The sequence below is a fragment of the Brumimicrobium aurantiacum genome, from assembly GCF_003402975.1.
GTDB classification, from domain to species: domain Bacteria; phylum Bacteroidota; class Bacteroidia; order Flavobacteriales_D; family Crocinitomicaceae; genus Brumimicrobium; species Brumimicrobium aurantiacum.
Genome location: NZ_QURB01000002.1, coordinates 191018 through 212006 on the forward strand (window position 1 = coordinate 191018; position 20989 = coordinate 212006).

Annotated in this window: 14 protein-coding genes; 2 read left to right on the forward strand and 12 right to left on the reverse strand. The window is 34.4% G+C overall.

All coding sequences use genetic code 11. The annotated features are described in order from the left end of the window. Positions 1–25: 25 nt before the first annotated feature. The gene (locus DXU93_RS04160) at positions 26–1891 is read right to left on the reverse strand and encodes a T9SS type A sorting domain-containing protein (protein ID WP_116880002.1); all 1866 of its coding nucleotides are present in this window, start codon (positions 1889–1891) and stop codon (positions 26–28) included. A gap of 198 nt (positions 1892–2089) precedes the next feature. Between DXU93_RS04160 and DXU93_RS04165 the strand changes: the two genes are divergently transcribed. Continuing rightward, the gene (locus DXU93_RS04165) at positions 2090–2599 is read left to right on the forward strand and encodes an NADPH-dependent FMN reductase (RefSeq protein WP_116880003.1); all 510 of its coding nucleotides are present in this window, start codon (positions 2090–2092) and stop codon (positions 2597–2599) included. Positions 2600–2614: 15 nt separating this feature from the next. On the opposite strand, the gene DXU93_RS04170 is transcribed toward DXU93_RS04165, so the two are convergent. From DXU93_RS04170 to DXU93_RS04205, 8 genes are all read right to left on the reverse strand, one after another. After that, positions 2615–3805, reverse strand: coding sequence for a class I SAM-dependent methyltransferase (locus tag DXU93_RS04170; protein ID WP_116880004.1), 1191 nt, complete (start codon positions 3803–3805; stop codon positions 2615–2617). A 134-nt stretch (positions 3806–3939) separates the two neighbouring features. Next, complete coding sequence (locus tag DXU93_RS04175; RefSeq protein ID WP_116880005.1) at positions 3940–4842, reverse strand: LicD family protein; 903 nt, start codon at positions 4840–4842, stop codon at positions 3940–3942. A gap of 20 nt (positions 4843–4862) precedes the next feature. Then, positions 4863–5579, reverse strand: a complete 717-nt coding sequence (locus DXU93_RS04180; protein WP_116880006.1) for an SGNH/GDSL hydrolase family protein — start codon at positions 5577–5579, stop codon at positions 4863–4865. A 7-nt stretch (positions 5580–5586) separates the two neighbouring features. Next, positions 5587–7071 (reverse strand): MATE family efflux transporter, encoded by a 1485-nt coding sequence (locus DXU93_RS04185; protein WP_116880007.1) that lies wholly within the window; start codon positions 7069–7071, stop codon positions 5587–5589. A gap of 412 nt (positions 7072–7483) precedes the next feature. Continuing rightward, positions 7484–9811, reverse strand: coding sequence for a penicillin-binding protein 1C (gene pbpC, locus DXU93_RS04190; protein WP_116880008.1), 2328 nt, complete (start codon positions 9809–9811; stop codon positions 7484–7486). Between the two features lie 42 nt (positions 9812–9853). Continuing rightward, a complete protein-coding gene (locus tag DXU93_RS04195; RefSeq protein ID WP_116880009.1) occupies positions 9854–15433 on the reverse strand; it encodes an alpha-2-macroglobulin family protein in 5580 nt (1859 codons plus the stop codon). A gap of 224 nt (positions 15434–15657) precedes the next feature. Continuing rightward, positions 15658–16866, reverse strand: a complete 1209-nt coding sequence (locus DXU93_RS04200; protein ID WP_116880010.1) for a T9SS type A sorting domain-containing protein — start codon at positions 16864–16866, stop codon at positions 15658–15660. 279 nt (positions 16867–17145) lie between these two features. Continuing rightward, on the reverse strand, positions 17146–17706 hold the full coding sequence (locus tag DXU93_RS04205) for a GNAT family N-acetyltransferase (protein ID WP_116880326.1): 561 nt from the start codon (positions 17704–17706) through the stop codon (positions 17146–17148). 85 nt (positions 17707–17791) lie between these two features. Between DXU93_RS04205 and DXU93_RS04210 the strand changes: the two genes are divergently transcribed. Further along, complete coding sequence (locus DXU93_RS04210) at positions 17792–18121, forward strand: tRNA-binding protein (RefSeq protein WP_116880011.1); 330 nt, start codon at positions 17792–17794, stop codon at positions 18119–18121. A gap of 1 nt (position 18122) precedes the next feature. Here the strand turns inward: DXU93_RS04210 and DXU93_RS04215 are convergent, their stop codons facing one another. From DXU93_RS04215 to DXU93_RS04225, 3 genes are all read right to left on the reverse strand, one after another. Next, positions 18123–19424: an ABC1 kinase family protein gene (locus DXU93_RS04215; protein WP_116880012.1), complete on the reverse strand. Its 1302-nt coding sequence runs from the start codon at positions 19422–19424 to the stop codon at positions 18123–18125. Between the two features lie 5 nt (positions 19425–19429). Continuing rightward, entirely contained in the window at positions 19430–20074 is a 645-nt protein-coding gene (locus DXU93_RS04220; protein ID WP_123776038.1) for a TetR/AcrR family transcriptional regulator, read from the reverse strand. 251 nt (positions 20075–20325) lie between these two features. Then, positions 20326–20874, reverse strand: coding sequence for a DUF4287 domain-containing protein (locus DXU93_RS04225; RefSeq protein ID WP_240623419.1), 549 nt, complete (start codon positions 20872–20874; stop codon positions 20326–20328). Positions 20875–20989 lie beyond the last annotated feature (115 nt).

Here is a 20989-nt window from a genome sequence, read left to right on the forward strand (position 1 = left end):
AAGTATTGAATAATTAGCGTTTAAACTATTCTTTTACAATTCGTTTTCTAATCACCTCGTTTTCTGTATGTATATTAACGATGTACACTCCATTAGTAATTCCTTCAAGACTGATTCTGTTATTATTGATTTCCGCTTGAATCATTTGTCCAGTTAAAGATGTTAAGCGAACAGATTCGATTGTTAAATCTGTATCAATATCTATGTAGTCATTCGCAGGATTTGGATAGAGTTTTAATTTTTGCAATTCATAATCCATTGTACCTACATTGGCTAAAGTATAGCAAGATGAAGTATCAGCACATCCATTCGATGAGATAATTACGGCATAATCACCATTCGTTGTAGGGGTGAAAGAAGCGTTGGTTTCTCCAGAAATCGCTGAATAACCATTGCTGCAGTCTACCCATTGATAATCGACGTTTGTAGCATTTGAAGTGAAATCACCATTCACAGAAACGGTAACAGAAGTGTCAAGCACGCAAAGTTGGTATAATTCTAAACCAAGTGAACCATCGTCAGCTCTGAATAGAATTCTATTTAAACCACCGTTTAAAAGCGAAACTGAGGAACCAGAAGCACCTTGATTTACCTCATGTAAATTGACAGTATTTCCATCGAAAGAATAAAGTTCTCGTCCGTTAGACATTGTGCTTGCAGTGAAGAATAGTCGATCATTATAAACAATTAAGTTTGATGGAGAAGAAGCTCCTGATCCTACTTCAATATCTTCAACCAAAACTGCAGTTCCGTTATTGTACTTAAATAATTCGTCTCCAGAACTACCATCGTTAGCAGAAAAATAGACTTCATTTTCAAAAATTGTAAAATATGATGCTTGTGATCCATTTGCACCTGGATTAATGTCTATCATGGAAGCATTTCCGTTTTCAAAAACCCATAATTCACTACCATTGGTTCCGTCATCAGCACTTAATAATAATTCTCCATTGGCACCTATTCTCAAGAAACCTGGTGCAGAATTATTTGTTCCTACATTAATATCATGTCCAATCAAATTAGTACCATCATAGGAAAAAAGGTCTGTTCCATCTGTTTGATTTGTAGCACCAAAATAAAGCGTATCGCCAACTGGCGTCAAAAAATAGGGATAGGAATCCGAAGCTCCTGGATTGATGTCGACTACATCGATTGTTGTACCATCATAAGCCCTTAACTCTGTTCCATTTGTAGGATCATCGGCCGTGAAAAATAGTTTTCCTTGCGTTACCAAAAGATTGGAAGGCATAGAGGTGCCAGTTCCAGGATTAAGGTCTTCAACTAAACTAACTGAAGCACCATCAAACATAAACAACTCTCTACCATTTGTGCCATCTTCAGCAGCAAAATATAGGTTGTTGTCATATTTCATAAAGTTACTTGGATAGGAGTCACCTGAACCTGGATTGATGTCGTAGAGGTTAACATCAGTACCATCAAATTCCCATAATTCAAATCCATTTGTTCCATCACCTGCAGAAAAATAGGCTTTATTATCGAAGATGTATAAATTCGAAACTGAGGAGCCATTAGAACCAGGATTGATGTCAAATGCATTTAAATTTGTTCCGTCATAATGGAATAATTCAGAACCGTTAGTACCATCATCGGCGACAAATAAAAGTTCACCGTTAATTTCTAATAGGTTCGTAGGGAAGGAGCCTGATGAACCAGGGTTAACATCAACAATTGTGTTGTTAACGCCATCAAATTTCCATAACTCATTTCCATTTACTCCATCATCTGCGGTGTAATAAAAAGTTGAACCAATAAATGTAATGTTGTTGGGGATTGCATTTCCTGAACCTTGATTAAGGTCTTCAACGATATTTTGCGAGAATGCAAAAAGTGTTGTCATAGCAGTAGCTAATGTAATAACTGTTTTTTTCATTGTATTGTTTTTTAGTGTGTATGTTTAACACGGCAGAACAAAAACAAGGGTTGGTGTTTAAAAAGTGAATAAATGTTAATAACTGGATTTTAGGGGGAGCAAAAAGGAGGAGAGGATGTATTAAAGTAGAATAACGCATAAGCTTTACCCTTATATTAGAATTAATTCGTGATTTTCTTTAATTTCGAAATAAAAAAGATGAATATTCTAGCAATTTCAGGTTCTGCAAGTCCTAAAGGAAGTAATTTCAACTTCTTAGCTGCCATTCAAAAATCTTTTGAGGATGAATACTTTATTTCGATTTACAATCAGTTGTCTGAATTTCCTTTGTTTTCACCTGATCACTTATCAAAGGGGATACCTACGATAGTTCAGGAGTTTAAAAATGAAATTGAAGAGGCGGACGCTGTTTTAATCTCTACGCCAGAATATACGCATAACATTCCGGCGGTATTGAAAAACATGATAGAGTGGTGCACGCATTCGGGAGAGTTTTCAGACAAAAAGATTATTCCCATCACTTTTACACCACATGCGCCACGCGGCGAACATGCCATGCAATCATTACTCTTTTCATTAAAAGCTTTAGATGCGAAAGTGCTAACTCAATTCCCTATTTATAAAACAGATGTTGAAGTTAAAAATCAGGCAATTGAACTTTCAGCTGATGTGAAAGAAATGCTCAAAACGGCTTTAGAATTGTTGTGAATTTAGATTCTAGAACTATTTCGATTTCAAAATAACCCTTAAGCAATATGGATCTTCTTCTTTGTAGATCGCCACTCCGTTGTCTTCAATCATATAATCGATGTTAAATTGAGGAGCTAATTTACTTTCAAAGTATTCTTTTGAGTATAAATACCTATAGTGTTTATCTCCAATTGCAGACTTAAAGAAAGTTATCGATTTTTTATCGTTGGTGATGTTTTTCGTCGATCTCGTTTCGATATAGAAGATATAGTTTTCAGATTCACCTTTGATTTTCTCTAGTAACTCATCAAAGATTTCTTCCTTAATCGAGTGAATAAAGAAACGTGCATAAAAAACGTTATATGGTTTTAAATCAACGTCTAACACACTCTTATTGTAAGTTTTGATTGAAGAGTCGTTTTGGTTAGAACTCAAATCAACACCTTCGATATTTATTCCTTTACTGTGGAAGTATTTGGTGTCTCTAAGGTTACCACAACCTAAATCTACCATGTTGATGGCATCAAGGTTAAGGTCTCTTTTTTCCAAATCCTCATAAACAAAACGGGCGAAAGCTGATTCTTTGTTTAAGTCTTTATTCGACTTGTAGAATTCGTCCCAATAAGATTTGTTTTCGAAATTCATTAAATCGTTGAAGTCGTTTTCAGACTCACTGAATTTAAATTTTTCATTCGTATTTATAGCGTTTTTAGGGGATTCTGTTGCCGACCAGTTGGGATTCGGTATTTTCCAGTCATCACCATATTGTTGTGCTAAAACCTCCTCAGTTTGTTTAGGAATTACAAATTGATTTCCATTGAATGATTGCTCTGTGAGTTCAAATGGCGTGTAGATATAATCATGTTTCAATGATTCTTCACCATCAATGTCAACATAAACAGAGTGATACCATTTCTCTTTGTTCTTATAGAAGAAAAATAAATTGGTTTTGATGTCATTTTTAGCGATTTCAACAGTAAACCCATCTTGAAGTTTTCCAAAGAAACTTACTAATGAAAAACCAGCAGATTTAATCTTTTGGAACATGTCTTTTGAGATTGTCTTCACATTTACTGAAAGATCAGTATTTGCATCATTGTCAATCAATTCATTATCGCGATAAAGTCCTAATAATGTTCCATTCGATAACCAATATTCTACTCCTAAAGTTCTAAAAATTTCATCTAACTCTTTAAGATTGCTTATTGCTTGGTTCTTGTTCATATCTGTTTCTGTAAGTGAGGGTTTTCAAGCTGTTTCATGGCTTGTAAAAAATAAGAGACAAATATAATAAAATCTTGTTCAGAAATTAACCTATGAATAAGTCTATCTCTGCGAATCATGAAAATTAAAGCGACTTAGTAGCCTTTTGCTTTCAGTTTTTTAATTTTTGAAGGTAATGTAAAACTGCCTTTTACTGCTTTTAGGAAGTAAAGTGTCCAAATTAGTTTCTTGGCAATGAATGGAGAAACTTTAGAAGGTCCTAATGATTTAGAATATGGCTTTCTTTTATCTTCAGGAGGAGGAATGATGTAATTTTTACCATACAAATTAGATAAATATTTATCTGTGTTTTTTGGCGCAAAGAACTTAACTCCTTCAAATTCTAACTCTTGCAAGGGAAATAAATCCTCGTAATTATATGGATTTACCTCTCTTGAAAAGAAGATGTCATTGTAAATGTTCTCGTAAACGTGGCTTTCATCTATTTGATCGAGTCCATTCACGTACGCGATAAAGTTTTTCAAATAGCGCTCGCGTTTAAACCAGAAGCTTCCTTTGTAAAGATGTTCTTCAACCAGTGATTTGTTTTCAATTTTAAGTTCTTTCTTTTTCCCAAAAATGTAGGCGTATAAATTCACACGGTCCACATCATTTTGAATCGCTTCAGGTGTATTGGGAATCGATTTAACTTTGACTAAATCAATTTTGATCGGGTATAGGTGATCACTCATAATTCGGGTATCTGCAAGATATTCTGAATAATGAGCATGTGGTCTATGATCATTGTAGAGGATGTAATGCGGATTCTCCTTTACCACTTCCTCACGTAGAATATTGATCAATTTGTCATATTCCCCAACAGGAAAACACATGTCTAAATCGTCATCCCACTCAATGAAACCTTTATTTCTAACAGCACCCAGCACAGTTCCTGTACAAATCCAATATGTGATATTGTTTTCTCTACATTTTTGGTCAATGATTTTTGCCATTTCTAACAAGGCATTCTGTGTTTCACTGAGGTATTTAAAGTTCATAGATGAAGAATTATAAATGTTTATTTTAATTGTTTTTTTAGGATAGACAAAAGTCTCTTTGCAACTTCTTTGTTTCCATTTTCTGAAAAGTGTATTCCATCAGGGAAATGATTTTCAGGAGTTAATTCGTCTAAGTCGACGTATGTTGCGCCTTTTTGCTCACAAAGTGAAGCAATGATCTTATTGAATTTGACGTAGTTTTTATAAGTTCCTGGAATTTGTTTTTCTACCCTGTCACCCGGAAGGTTAATGGATAAGCAAATTATTTTTCCATTGGTATTGTGTTGAATTTCATACAAGAGTTTTTCGTATTCCTGCTTGAAAACACGTGCACTTGTCCATGCTCTTTTCCCTCTCAATTTCACCAATAATCGTCTGTTTGGCTTGATACAGTATAAATGAAAAGCCTTGAATAGTTTAACGAAAAAACTTCTTTTATTAGAAAATAGAAAGTCGGCAAACCACCTTGGAATTTCACGTGTTGCAGCGTCAGAACTCCCAATATTGATGATATAATAGTCGCCATAATTGTTGATGATTTCGGGATAAACCTTGTGTAAATCATACATTGTGGCTCTGGTAAAAGCGAGGTTTTTGACTTGTATAATTCCGTCTTCCTTGCCTTCATTCAGCGTTTTCTCGATAATTTGACCATAATTTTTACTCGTTAAATTGTTGTGAGGTCGATTTCTCAATGCAACTGAATTCCCCACTATTACAATTTTCTGAATGTCCATTTTATGCCTATTTTAAAATTTTAGCGCTGTATTTGTCGATAAATCTATTAATTTCTATCGAAATATTTAATCTATACACCACAAATATGAAAATGAGTAGAAATAGTCCGGAAATCAGCATTGAAAAGATTATGGATTCAAAAATCACTGGGAGTAAAAGTGGTAGGGCAACAGCGGCAACTAAGAATATACTGATGATGACCAAAGGCCAAGTGAAGGGGTGAATTTTGTATTTAAAATAAACAAAGACTGTCTTTAAAATATTGAAAATCAACATTGAAATTGTGGTGGACAAAGCCGCTCCAACAATATCAAATTCTTGAATCAAAATGTAGTTTAATATTACATTTGAAATGGCTAAGATGAGGATGAAAAGGGTGTTTACGCGAAAATATTTAGAGTAGGAGATAATAGAGAAATTAATACTCGTGAGCATATCCACTATTTTGGTAAGTGCCAATAATAAGAAAACAGTCTTGTAAATGATTAAATCTTCTCCATTGGTCATGACTTCGAAAAAGGTGCCAATATTCATCCAGATTAAAGAAAATAGGACGATTCCAATGATGTACAAATTGGCAGATGACTTTTTATATAAGGATTGAATTTCACTGATTTTATCTTCTTCAAATGCTCTTGAAATCATCGGACCTGTAATTTGAAATACGGCTTTTGTGGGGATTTCAATTACCACAGATAGGAATAAGAATATGCTGTAATATCCAACTTTTGTAGTGGATAATAAAAGTCCGATCATCACCACATCGATCTTATAAACCAGGATGTTTCCGACATGATTCATAGCTCCATAAAGCATGTAGCGAATCATTTCAATGTGCTTGTTTTTACTTGTGTTTTTGATAACACCAAAACTGAAATCTAAGCCTTTTAAAGAGTTAATGTAAAACATCAGTAAGGCTGTTATAAGTAGGTGGAATATAACGAGTAACCATCCTGTGATTTGGTAGTCTGTGATGGAGAAGTAACTCAGTAGTATGAATACAGGAACGGCAAATTTTAAACTAAAATTTGAGATCATATCAGGATAGACAATCCTTGCATAGTTGTAACTGTGTGCCCTTAAAATGGCGATGTACACCATTAAAATTCCAAGCGGAAATATGACGAATAAATGTTCATTGAGTTGATCAACATCAAAGCCTCCAATTTCAAGAAAAGAAGTAAAAGGCTGTCGGAAAATAAACAATAAAAAAGAAACCAATAGAATGTTTATTCCACTGTAAATAAATAGTAGAGATAAAAAGCCTTTGGTTTTGGTTTTTTCAAAATAAGGGAAGTATTTATTGACTAGCGAATGACTTCCTAAAGAAAAAAAAGCGCTGAGTAATATAGCAGAAGAGAGACTGAATTGAATTTCTCCGTACAACTCCCAATCAAGTGGGTAAATAAACATTGTACTCAGACCACCAATGATGATTCCAAGGTAATTTACAATAGAGTTTTTTAAACTTTGTCTTTGAACAATTCCCACGTTGACTGTTTTATATCCTTACAAAAATAGGAATATTGGAGAGTTATTATAAAAATCAAAAATATATCTCAAGCTAAGCTTCAAATTGTAGGGCTAATGCTTAAGCGCTTTTCGAGTAGTTCCATTGCTATATCACCTTCTTTCCTTCAATCTCCTGACCGCCCTAAAGTAAGGTCAAACTTTTGATTTGTCCTTCCTCATCTCGATTAAATTGAATTTGTGCATCCACAACTTTCAAGTAAAAAAGTGTTTCTGATTTTGGATAAATTGGATTTTTTGATTGTCTTGTTGCTTCGGCGTATCCTGTGTTCTAAAGGTGTTATTTTAATTGGAAAAAGATTTCTCCGACAAAGTCATCTCGAAATCGGAACGATGAGAGAACTATTTCTAATTAATAATTTTAAATGGTTTCTCATTCCAATACTTCAAACAATATTTTCTTCTGATTTCCAAATTCATCCAATACCGTCAACAAATGTTTACCTATTTCAGGTTTGTATTTCAAGGTGTGTTTTCCTTTTGTTTTCCCTAAAAAGTTTTGATCGACATGCCAAAATAATGTCGCAGAAGTGTTGGGGTGAGAAGCTTCTAGCACAATTCCATTCTCGTCTCCATCTAAATCTATGGTACCAATGATTTTACTGTTGTGTTCTGGGTAAATGATGGTAAAGGTTTGTTCTGCTTGTTGAATTTTACAATCTGGATGATAGGGTGGAAGCGTTCTGTAATTCGGGTGAACATGTTTGTAGAAGTTCGCCTGCAAGGGTGGTAAAACAAATTGAGAAAACTGTTGAACTTCAGTTGAATTGATACAGCTTCTGTTGTAGCGAAATTCATTGTGCTGATCCGTTAAATACACTTCATGAAAATTACATGATGACCCACGCAAAGCATTGAAATGTACGTCTACTGTATCTGTTTTTGTACAGTTTACTGCGCTACGGTGGCCACTTTCACTACAAATCGACATTTTAACCAATTCGTCATAAGGTGGAATAAACCAACTTTTAGTTTCTTGTAAATAAGAGAAGGCGTCAAACATTATGGGTGCTGCCGCGGTGGTTCCAATGATTCCCGGTCGACCTTCTCCAGTTGCGTTTCCAACCCAAACCGCAACTATGTAATCAGGTGTACAACCAACAGCCCAAGCATCTCTGTTTCCATAACTTGTTCCAGTTTTCCACGCTATTTTTGATGAAGAAGTGTATTGTTCCCAAGAAGCTTCCATGTGCGGACGGTTTACGCTCAATAAAGCCTGAAATGTCGTGTAAATTGCTCCAGCTTCAAACTTTGAAGTTGTTCTTGAAACTGCGTTATTCGGCTCATTTGTTTGGGTGAATAATTTGGCATTTTTCCACGTCTTCAAATTGTATTTATTTTCTTGATTGTAGAAATTCAATGTTTTGGTCATTCCTGCATAGGAATTGGCAATATCCCACAAAGTTGTTTCAGCTCCTCCAAGAATTAAGGATAATCCATAATGTTCAGCGCTTTTTGAGATTTGATGTTGACCAATTGCACGGAGTTTATGAAGGAACTTATCGATTCCATATTGTTTTAAAAGGTAGACTGCCGGAACATTCAGTGAACGCGCTAAAGCATCTCCAGCTTTTACCGCACCTTCATAGGTTTCGTCATAATTTTGTGGAGTGAAATGGTCGAAATGCATTGGAACATCAGGAATTAATTGATCGTTGTGTAACATACCTTCTTGAGTCATCGCGGCGTATAAAAAGGGTTTGAGTACACTCCCTGAACTCCTTGGTGCTTGAATGATGTCTACATGTTGTTGGTATTTATTCTCTTGTGCAGAATTTCCAATATATGTCACCACTTCATTGGTTTTTGCATCGATGACCAACATTGCCGCATTATGGATGAAATTTTGATTCAATTGTTTCTGATGAAAGGAGATTGTATTGGTCAATTTTTGTTGTTTGTCAAAATCTAAACTTGTTTTAATCCTTTGTCCTTTACGTCCATTTTTGATGGCGTTTTCAAGTAAGTGGGGAGCAAGAGAAGGAAGTCTTTGTGGTGCTCCAATTAATGATTCCTCCAATGAAAGCTCATAGGTGATGTCATCAATTTCACCATGTTCGTGTAGTGTTTTCAAAACTTTATTGCGTTTGGCCAATAAAATATCACGATTTTTCCCGGGATGAACAAGTCCAGGTGCGTTTGGTAGAACAGCTAAAGTGGCTGCTTGAGACCAAGATAATTCAGTAGGTGGCAAACCATAATATCTCCATGATGCTGCTTCTAATCCAACCACATTTCCTCCAAAAGGGGCGTGAGAGGCATATATTGAAAGCAAGTCATCTTTGTTAAAACGTGTTTCTAACCTCAGTGCCCAAATTGATTCTATGAGTTTATTGTAAAATGTTCTGTCTGCATTTCTCGCCATTCTTGCAATCTGCATGGTGATTGTACTTCCGCCGCTGACAATCTTTTTGGCTTTGAAATTGCTAATTACAGCTCGTCCAATGGCTTTTAAACTTACGCCGACATGGTCATAGAAATCATGGTCTTCAAATGCGATAATGGCTGCTTTAAACTTTGACGGAACACTATTCATCACCGGAAAACGCCATTGACCGTCTTCTGCAATCTTCGCATTCATCAATCGGCCATCTTTACTCAATAGAATAGTGGAGGTAGCTTGCTTAAATAATGGATTAGGCAAACATCCAATAAAATATACAAGAAATGCAAGAACACCTGCAAAAGCAAGTGTTCTCATTGAAAAATAAAATCGATATTTTCCTGATTTTAGTTGCACAATCTATTGACCCGGTGAAACAACTTTAATGCGTTTTCCTTTTACTAATGCAGAAATTGTAGCATCATACATGGCTTCAACATGGGTTGCTGGCATATAATATTCACCAACATAAGCAGCATGTAAATTGATTTTAAAGCTTTTACTTTTGTTCTTTCTTAAATCGAAATAGGTGTACACTCGGTCATCTCGAATATCTTGATAATTGAATGCATTACTTTCATTTCCGGAATAATCCAAATCCATTCTTCGGTTGTGAATTTCCCAACCACTCGGGAAGATTTGAGACAATGCCAATCCTTGATAATCTCCACGAATTCCAGGATTTGAAACGGTTACTTCAACTGAAAAATCTGTTCCTTGTGCAATGTCACTAAGCTCAATTTTTTCATTGGCTGCATTGCGGTAAACGACTTTCAGACCTAAATCACTCGCATGAGATTCTTCTTGTCCTGCCAATGGAATTCCTGTAGCAATGATTCTTGCAAACAAATGACTTTCATTTTTATTGTTGACACTCAGTTCAACCGTGTTTTGTGTTGAGGCAACATCTAAATCGATCAATTCAATGGCTTTTTGACTTGAAACATTGATTGTTTTTCCTTTATAAACAAAACTTGCTTTTATACCACCTTTTGGCTTGTTTTGTTCTGTAAATAAAGCGATAGACATTAAGGAATATGCCGTTGTTTGCGTACTCATCCAGCGGTCTTCACTTAAAGTAGAAGATAATTCACGTACTAAAGGAGCAGCTTTTGATTTCTGCCCCATTAATGTTAAAGTCTCTATAATCATGGCTAAATCACGGTGATGACTTCCGTAAGTGTAACTCAATTCTGTATATGGTTTAACTTCAGTCGTTTTGTTTTTAACAATGTCATTTGCGACTTCCGTTTTACCTATAATTTGATAAGCAGCAGCCAATCTCCATGCCGCTTGAATAGATAAATCATTTTGATTCCTTAATTTATTCATTGCACTTAAAACAGGTTGTCCAGCCAAAGCCAAAGTATACAGTCTATAAGCTTGCGGAAGATCAGCGTTGCGGTAATTGTTCACATTTCTTGGACTCCAATTTCTAGCCTTTTCTTTTTGGAAATTAATCCATTTCTCTTTCATTGCATACGGTAGCGTATATCCTTTTTTCTCCGCCTCTAAGAAGAAATGACCAGCATATGTGGAACCCCAATCATTGGAATTTCCATTGCCTAACCAATACGCAAATCCTCCATCATTCAATTGATGTCTTTGGATTTTATTAATAACAGAAGTAACGTTGTTTTGAATTCTCTCCTTCATATCAGCATCCAAATCAATTAAATTTTCCAAATACAGCTGCGGAAAAGCACCAGATGTCTTCTGTTCTAAACAGCCATGAGGATAACGGGTTAAATAACCTAAACGTTTCTCTAAATTGATAGGAGGAATGCTTGATAATTCTAGTTTGGCAGAATTGCTATTGTGCATTCCAGGTAATTCAATAGTGTTTGTCCAAGTCGTCTTTCCATCTATCGTTCCTTCATTAAAAATGCTTACAGGAAGATTAGGTTGACGAACTTCCAGGTCAATAGTATAAGTTGATTTTTCACTTCCACTTGTTGCAATTACTTCTACTTTGGCAGCGCCAACTAATGTTCCAACCTCTAAATCAAAATAAGCTACCTGATCTCCAATTTCATCAAATGTGATGTTTTTTGTAGTAGAACCAATAACCTTTAATTTATCATTAGTTTTCACCTGAAGTTTAACATTTTTCACCTTTTTATCCATAGCGAAAACATTGATTGGTAAGGCTACTTTTTCTTTTGGACCTAATACTCTTGGTAGGGTAGCTAAAATCATCAAAGGTTTCTTTACAGGTGTTGTTTTTTCTGTACTTCCATACGCACCGTCCTGACCAGCAATTACCATTGTTCTTACTGAACCGATGTAATTTGGAACATGAATTTTATGATTTGCTGTTCCTGCTTTTCCTAATTTAAATGGTCCGATAAACCTAACCATTGGTTTGAATCGAATTGGACTATCGTCACCAGGGTTGATGTTTTGATCTCCACCAATGGTCAATAAATTCTCCACTTTTGCACCATAAGCTCCAATTACATGATCGTATAAATCCCATGTTTTAACACCTAATGCTTCTCTCGCATAAAAATGATTCCACGGATTTGGTGTTTTAAAGCGAGTTAAATCCAATAGTCCTTCATCAACCACAGCAATGGTATAGGTCATTTCTCGACTGTTTTTCTCTGAAACCTGAATGTTAAATGAAGATTCAGGAGCCAATTCATCTGGCATTTTAATTTGTGGTTCAAGAATCGTTAAAGGATCTTTTACCATAATTGGAATTACACCATACATACGAATTGGAGCATCGTTTTGCGTTTGTTTATGCGGTTGTAAGAAAGTAATATGTACATAACAATTCGGCGCTAAATCTGGTGTAATAGGCAAATTGAATGAGGTTTCACTGTCTATGGTTTCGATCCAAAATGCATCAATAACTTTCTTGCCGTCTTCAATACTTATTAAAGCTCTTCCGTTTTCAGATGAAGGAAAACTAATTTTGGCTTTTTCACCAGTTTCATATTCTTCCTTATCTGATGAAAAAGAGAGCATATTTGCACCGTCGGGAGCTGCTCTTCCAGATCTTGACATCCAACTTGGCCAATCAAAGTAAGACATTATTCCAGTGGAGTGACCACTTTGAACGTCTTTCACTTTGATTAAATATCTTCCCCAGCTATGTTTGTTGATTTTTGTAGCTGTAGTTCCTTCACCTTTTGAATTCGTCGTGATGAATTCTCTAGAAACTGGAGTTACACTGCTTCTGTTGATATAACTTGCAATGTTATTTGATCCACTTTGCCACCACCAGCTCCATTCAATTCTATAAACTTCAACTTCGATCCTACGATTTCCTTGTCTAACTCCATTTTTATCTAAAGAGATTATTGGAAATTGATAAGTTGAATCTGTTTGTAATGCACCGTATTTATCTAATTCAGGTGATTTTATTCCAACGAAATGTTCGTAAGGTGCATAATTCACAGCGATTTGGTCTGTACTAAAATCTCCACCACGTTCAAAAGCCCTTGTTTTAAAAACAGCTTTCATCATTCCAGGAGCTTGGTCATGTACCTCCAATCTTTTATTAATGGCTAGTTTACCAGCATCATTTAATTTTCGCTCTAAGAACTTTTCTTCCGAACCGTAAAATGTTTTACTCGGGTCATCAAATTGATATTTTTTAAAACCTTTGAAATGCGTAGCTGTAGAAAGCATCTTAACACTAATGTCCGTTTTTAAGTTTTTCGCAGGAGCTCCATGCAGCCATTTAACGCTTAAATCAGCATTAACTAGAGGAGAAGCAGCACTAAGCAATTTGTTTTTAATGTCCAGATTAATCTTTAAACGGTTAGGTTTTATGGTTTCAACTTTAATAGTTTTTTGGAAAGTTGCTCCACCCACTTCAACTTTAGCAGACCAATTTCCTGTTGGAGCATCGGCATTTGTAGGTGTTGTGAAATTATAAAAACCATTGAGTGAACTACTGCGAATTTCACGATTCACCAATTGTCCACGCGCATTAAACAGTTCAAAAATAACAGGATGATCTTCTGGAATAACATTGTCTTTATCTTCCAAAATAAAATTCAAAAATAAAGTATCTCCCGGTCGCCAAACTCCTCGTTCACCATAAATATACCCTTTAATTCCTTCTTGAACCGTTGCTCCATCAATATCAAATCGACTAAGCGGAAGTGAATTTGCATTTCCTAGACGTAAATAACCTTTTTTCAAATCATGTTCAACAATGATAAAAAATGGTGCGTTTTTTAACGGTTTGGATACAGCGATTCCTTCTGCACTCGTGGTTAAATCTGCAATTTTTTGTTGTTGATAATCATACAGTTTTACACTTGCACCTTGAATTGGTAATGTGCTAATGATATCAGCTACCGCAATTGTTATCTCCCCATTGGTTCCCGTTTTGGCTACAATTCCAATGTCGGAAGCAAAGATGTTTTTGACAACGCTTTTGTTGCGGAAGTAAGAAAATGAACAAGGATCTTCTCGTTTTCGGTAATCATAGCCTTGAAAATATCCTGAATTGTAGTTCGAATGATTCCAATCACTGATATATTCCCATTTTTCTGCTTCTGGGTTCTCTTTTTCGTCCCAATCTGTTTCATCCATTTGAATGTCTTCAGCAGCACCATCTTGACAAGGATATACAGAATGATGTTTTCTAAAGCCTATTTCTACACGGTAAATTGCACCTTGGTCGACTTCAATATATTTGGATAAATCAAGATTAAATCTGTTCCATTTTCCAAGATCTAAAGGCTTGTCCTTGGTTAAATAAATAGTTTTTTTACGAATTACTCGACCAATTCTTTTCAATTCATCATCTCCATCATAATCGTTGGTTTGGAAAAATTGGACAACATTGTTTTCGAAAATTTTGATAATTCTTACATCAACAGCTTTAAGATTTACGGCTTCAAAAGGAAGCATCATATTATTCGTAGAAGGCAAGATTGTTCCTTTTCCAACCAAACGAACTGCTGGCTTTATTGCTTTGAAATCAACGCTGATTCGCTCTGTTTTGTTGAATTTATAAGCTTTTAAATTTTGAATTGCACTGTTGATGATTACAGTATGTAATCCTTCAAGACGACTTCCGGCGTAGATTCGTAATTCATTGGTAGAAATTGCTGTTTTGACATTGTTTAATCCTTCAATTTCAACTAATCCGTTGAGGTCTTGTGTACTTAATAAAGGATCCGAAAAACGTACCAATACATACTGTTCAGGGTATTGGACTACAGTTGTTCCCGTGATTTTGAAATCTCCCATTGCAGGAATTACATGCGATACGGTTTGACTTTCTTTGTCTCCTTTAAGGTAGGTATTCCAGTTGATCTCAACAGTTCCGTTTTCGTTTTTTCTTCGAATACTGTCTAAGGTAAATTCATAAATATGTTGGTTTCCTTTTTTTGTCCATTTTACTTTTTTTGAAGTTCCATTAACAGAAAAAGTCGTGTTTTCATTCAAGGTTTTGATGGACATAACATCTGCTGTAATTGCAGAACCTTTAAGTTGATACCAATCCATTGAACCGTCGGCATAACTTTTTAGTCCGTCCACTTCAAGATTTATCGCTTGTTTGATCGTAGAAAAAGGGAATTTAAAAACTTCGAGTTCATTAGGTAGATCAATTAAATCACCCAATTTAAATTCTACCCAATAGGTTGCATCAGATTCAAATTTTTGAGTTGGAATAAACTCTAAAGTATGCTGATCTTTCCAAATGGTTTTACCTTCAACAGTTGGAGAAATTGAAAGCAACGCATCGGTTTTATCTTCATTTTTTCGAAAATCATCTGAAACGGAGTTGGTCAATTGAATCGTGACAGTTCCTGCTGTAGAAATCACACCAGAAGTATAAGAAGAGATGTGTTTCTGAAATTCTGGATTAACCTTGAAGTCTTCAGGGTTTTCATTACTACATCCAAAGAAAACTAAAGTGATTGTAATAAAAATAAGGCGATTGAAAAGCGAAAATTGATTGAACATATTGAAATTTTATACCATTTATAAAGTTAACGAACGAATTGTCGTTTAACCCTATGAAATTAAGCATAAAATAGGAGGGAAGTGTAGAATTTGGAAAGCTACTTTTCAACAAAATAAATATGAATGTTCATAATTTTAGCTATTCATTATTAGCATTTCAATTTTGGATAAAAAAAATGCTGAATTAAAAATCCAGCATTCTTTAAAGAGGTCGTATTAAAAAACTATTCTTTCACGAATTTCACTGTAGAAGTTTGATCGTTGTTTGTAATTTCTAGGATATACACACCAGAAATAATTGAACTAATGTCAATACTGCCTTGGTAATTCTCATGAATAAGTAATCTTCCGTCTAAATTATAAATTTTAATTTCTGAATTTTCCAGTTCATTGCTAGCTTGAATTTTTAGATTACTATTTGCTGGATTTGGGAAAACTGAAAATGTTATATCTTCATTGGAATCAATACTTGCTATATCATCTAAATCAGTAGTCCACATTTCACCTGGGAAGGTTTGATCAATATAATCAACTCCACCAAAGAAATGAACAACTCCATCAATAACGAAAGAACCAGGTGCCCAAATACTATTTCCTGGATGTGGATTTAATTCTGTCCATTGATCTCCATTTGGCTCATACACCCAAAAGATAGAAGGAAATGTTGCGCCATGATGCTCAGCATCACCACTTAAAACATAACCTAAACCGTTGTATGAAAATTGTGTTCCTGCAATTCTAGCTCCAGGAGCATCACTTAACTGATCCCATGTATTGTCAGAAGGATTGAATCGATACCAATCACTTCTTGCCATTTGTGGATTCAAATCATGACCTAAACCAGTATAGGAAAAATCACCAATTGAAAAGTGAAATGGATGGTGTCTTTCTGTACCCGGAAAATCTGGCATTTGTGTCCATGTGTCTGTTGCAATATCATATTCCCACCAATCGTCTAAATTTCCAGCATCGTCATTTCCTTTTCCTACATACAGTTTTCCATATTCTTCATTTATCGTCAACGTAGGATGATTTCTTCCAATGCAAGGACAAGTACTTAATTCTGTCCACGTTTCAGTTGTTGGGTTGTACTTCCATAAATCATCATGATAAGTGGTTGAATTCGATCCGAAACCTAAATAGGCTTCTCCATTATAAACTCCACCAATTGAAAAACTTCTTGCTGGACCAGGAAAGTCTGTTAATGTCTCCCACGAATCGTTTGATGGATCATACTTATAAAAATCTTTAGTTGGAAGGTTACTTGTGTTTGTTCCAGTTGCCGAGTAACCAAATCCATCTATGGCCCAGGTAACAGGATGATGTCTTGTGTTGCTTTCTAACCCCGTTTTTTCAGTCCAAGTTTGTGCAGAAGTAACTCCTGATAAACCAAAAAAGAGTAAACCTAAGGCGTAGGTAATTTTTCTATTCATAAGCTAATTTTTAATTTCATGTAAATTACGTAAAGTTAATCAGCTAACCATGTGAAATGAATATTAATTCTAACCTTATCTATTTACCTGTATATTTCACAAAAACAACGGAAGCAATACCCTAAAAAACGTGATGAAATGGTCTAGTTGTTATAATTTGATTTACATTGAACTTATTGATCTAGTTTGTGCAGGTGTATTTTTTCCTTCAATAATTTCAGATAGGAAATTTGAATAAAAACGGAGATTGAAACTTCTTTTAACTTAAGACTGATGAAACTATGTAACTATTTCATTCCAATCTTCTTTTTTAATTTCATACAATAGACAATTTTCATAAGCTGGAAAAGCTTTGAGTTTAGGATGCTTAAATTTCTTGACCTTTTTCATTCCAATTTTCTGCATAACTTTTTCTGATTTTTTATTCTGTAAAGTACAAGTCGAAATGATTTTTTCAAGATTAAGATTGTTGAAGCCAAAGTCTAGGCATCTTAGCGCACCTTCAGTGGCATAACCTTTTCCCCATGCACTTTTTTTGAGTCTCCAACCGATATCAACAGCTGGCAGAAAATCCACTTCATAGTTTTGATAGGCTAATCCAATAAATCCTAGAAGTTCGCCATTTTCTAATAATTCTACTGCGAAATAATTATATCCATGTGTTTCATAATGTGCTTTTAATCGTTGAATAAATTCCATGGTTTCCTGACGATCCAAAGATTTAGGAAAATGTTCCATGACCTCTGTATCAGCATTTAATAAGGTAAATGCATTCAAATCTTCATCTTTCCAATTCCGGAATCCTAAGCGCGCTGATTTAAATAGATATTCTGTTTTCAATGTGTTTGTTTTAGGTGAAGGTAAATAATTCAATGCTAAATTTCTTACTATTTCATTAAATTCGTGCCAAACATTATTGAAGAAAATGGAAATAACTTGGACAGATTTTACAAAAATTGAAATGCGTGTCGGAACAATTCTCACTGCTGAAGTTTTTGAAGAGGTAAGAAATCCCGCCTATAAAATGACAATAGATTTTGGTGAATTTGGTATAAAGAAAACTTCAGCACAAATCACAGAACTATATCAACCCGAAGACTTAATTGGAAATCAAATTGTGGCCGTCGTAAACTTTCCGCCCAAACAAATAGCCAACATGATGAGTGAATGTCTTGTCCTTGGTGGAGTAGAAGGGAAACGAGTGACAATCATCCAGCCAGCGCAAAAAGTTCAAAATGGAACAAGGATAGGATAGTTTATAAGCTTTTATAATTATTGATTTTTATATTTTTGGACTGTATCATATGCATCAAATTGTATAAACCGAAGAAAGTTCTATTCACATAAATAAAGTGTTTTGAACCTCTATTGGCATCCATTTTTCTGAGTTCAGTGTTCTTTGTATACTTTTCTCCTAGTTGTGCAATTTTTAGAAAGAAGTCAGAATCGCTAAAATCAAAATAATCAGCGTTCAATGGAGTTGCAAAAGCCGTAAGTAATTCATGAAACATCTCCGTAAAAAATGATTTTTCTTCTTCGGTATCTGTTGCTTTGATGATTTCTAACTCAAGAATTTTAGCTTCAAATAGCTTTTTATCGTTTAAAGTTTCACTTTGAGTCAATTCAAAATAAGGAGTGTAGAATTCCTTTGGAATTGTTTTCATACAGCCAAAATCTAAGGCAATCAATTTTTCATCGGCTGAAATCATAAAGTTTCCAGGATGTGGATCTGCATGTACTTTATTTAATTTGTGAATTTGGTACATGTAAAAATCCCAAAGTGCTTGTCCAATTTTATTACTGTTTGCTTCGTTGAAAGTATATTCAGACAAGTGTTTACCATTCATCCAATCCATTGTGATAATTCGATCAGAAGAAAATTCTTCATAATATTTCGGAAATAATAAATTTGGAATCGATTTACAGGCATTGGAAATCTCTTGACTTTGTTTGAGCTCAAGTACATAATCCGTTTCTTCAATTAACTTATCCTCAACTTCTTTAAAGTATTTTTCAGAATCTTTAGGTGAAATATTGAGGATCTTTAAGGCAATTGGTTTTACCATCTTTAAATCAGAACTAATACTCTCTGCAACACCAGGATATTGTATTTTTACCGCAAGTTCATTTCCATTTTTTTTAGCTCTATGGACTTGACCAATGCTTGCCGCGTTATTTGAAGTCGTATTAAATTCATCAAATATTTCATTTGGAGTTTTTCCAAAATAGCTTTTAAATGTTTTGTTGACAAGTGGCGGAGAAAGAGGAGGGACAGAAAACTGTGACAATGAAAATTTTTCAACGTAAGCTGCCGGCATAATTGACTTTTCCATACTTAACATTTGTGCAACTTTTAGCGCACTTCCTTTCAGTTGTTTTAGACTGTTGTAAATGTCCTCTGCATTATTTTTATCTAAAGTTAATTTTGCTTCTTCCTCAGATTTCACCAATTTACTTCCATAATATTTAAGGTAATTAACCCCAACTTTTGCACCTGTTCCAACGAGTTTGCTTGCACGTTTAATCTTTGAAATAGGAATATTATCAATCGTTTCCATCGTTGTTATTTTTTTAAGTCTTTCAATAAAAATTTACCTAAGTCAATTACACTTTCCAGGGGTTTAATATCTTGAAGATCAAAAGCTGTAGTGACTAATTTTTCAATTAGAACATCCGTTTTTTCAAAATTTGGAGAATTATCTTTTTCCCAATATCTTATGATGAAAGCAAATTGTCCCCAATAGGCCTCAACTATTCCTTTTTCTTTGAATGAATTGATACGCTTTTCAGGAATATCGATTGTTTCGATATCGATCGATTCTATAAATGTTTTGAAATGACTTCTTAAATTTTTGGTCACACCCAAACCTTTGAATTTATCGTTTTTTATGGCTTGTAAAACATAACTCCTGTTCTTTGTTAATATCTCGAAAAAAGTAAAATAAAAACTGAGTAATTTATTCTGAGCATCGAAGCTTAGGTATTCTTCGTTCTTTTCTAAAAGCCCTATGGTTTGCTTAAAGAATTCACTAAAAATTTCCTTTTCCAATTCATCAAATGAAGAGAAGTGAGCATAGAAATCACTTTCCTGCATTTCATTTTCTTTGGTAAACTTGAAAATATTTAAGGGTTGTGTTCCTACTTCAAGTATGTGATGCATATACTTGGTGATTATTTCTTCACGATGGTTTTCAACTACTTTATTCATCCTCCTTTGATTTAAAAAGTTAATAATCTTGTCCATAACTAAAAAAACATCTTGTTTCTTAATCAGGATGCTGATCAATGTTTTATTACTTTAAAAACAACTTAGAGTAAAAAAAGTTTAGGTAAATTAAGTATTATAACTTTTAAATTCAGTCCTTCTTGAAAAGTCTTACTTTAAAATGTGATTGATATCGTCAGGTGAATATTTTTTAAGATAGATAATGTTAATCAAATCTGATTTTTATCACAATCCTAATTTGCCTTTTCATAAGCTTCCATCAACCATATTTTAAGTTCGTTATCCACTTCGTTCACATCTGTTAATCTCACTCTATGCGTACACATTGTACCAAAAGGACCGGAATTTTCTAGTCGATCTGTAATGGGTTTATCCTTTATTTTTAAACCTAAATCGATTCTTGTTTTTGTAGCCGGTTTGATTAATGCAAACTGCTTTTTTCTGATTAAACTGACACTTGTTTTCTTAGGCGTTATGGTAACATCATCACCAAATTCTTTCACGATTGCTACAATTCTTTCATAGATCGGAAAGAGAACTTCTTTTCCCTTAAATTGATTATCGATAAGTTCAGATGGTGTAGTGTCTTCCTTTTTGGACAAGGTGTAGATTGTATTGGCATATCCATGGGTAACATTGTGTTCCTTTTTTAGAAAATTGACTCCTTCGGAATGTTTTTCAAAAGATTTAGACTGAAGTATTTTCATCCATTCTTCCAATGCTTTTCCTGTTTTCTCAGGCATATTCTCAATCATTTTTTGCAATGCTTCGTCCTTGTTCATATGATTTGTATTTTTGATGCTTTTTAAGAATTATGAAATTACCAAAATTGAATGGTTAATCAAAAATCGGTATAAATAAATAATATTAATTTTGGGTAAGAATAGTTATTAAAAA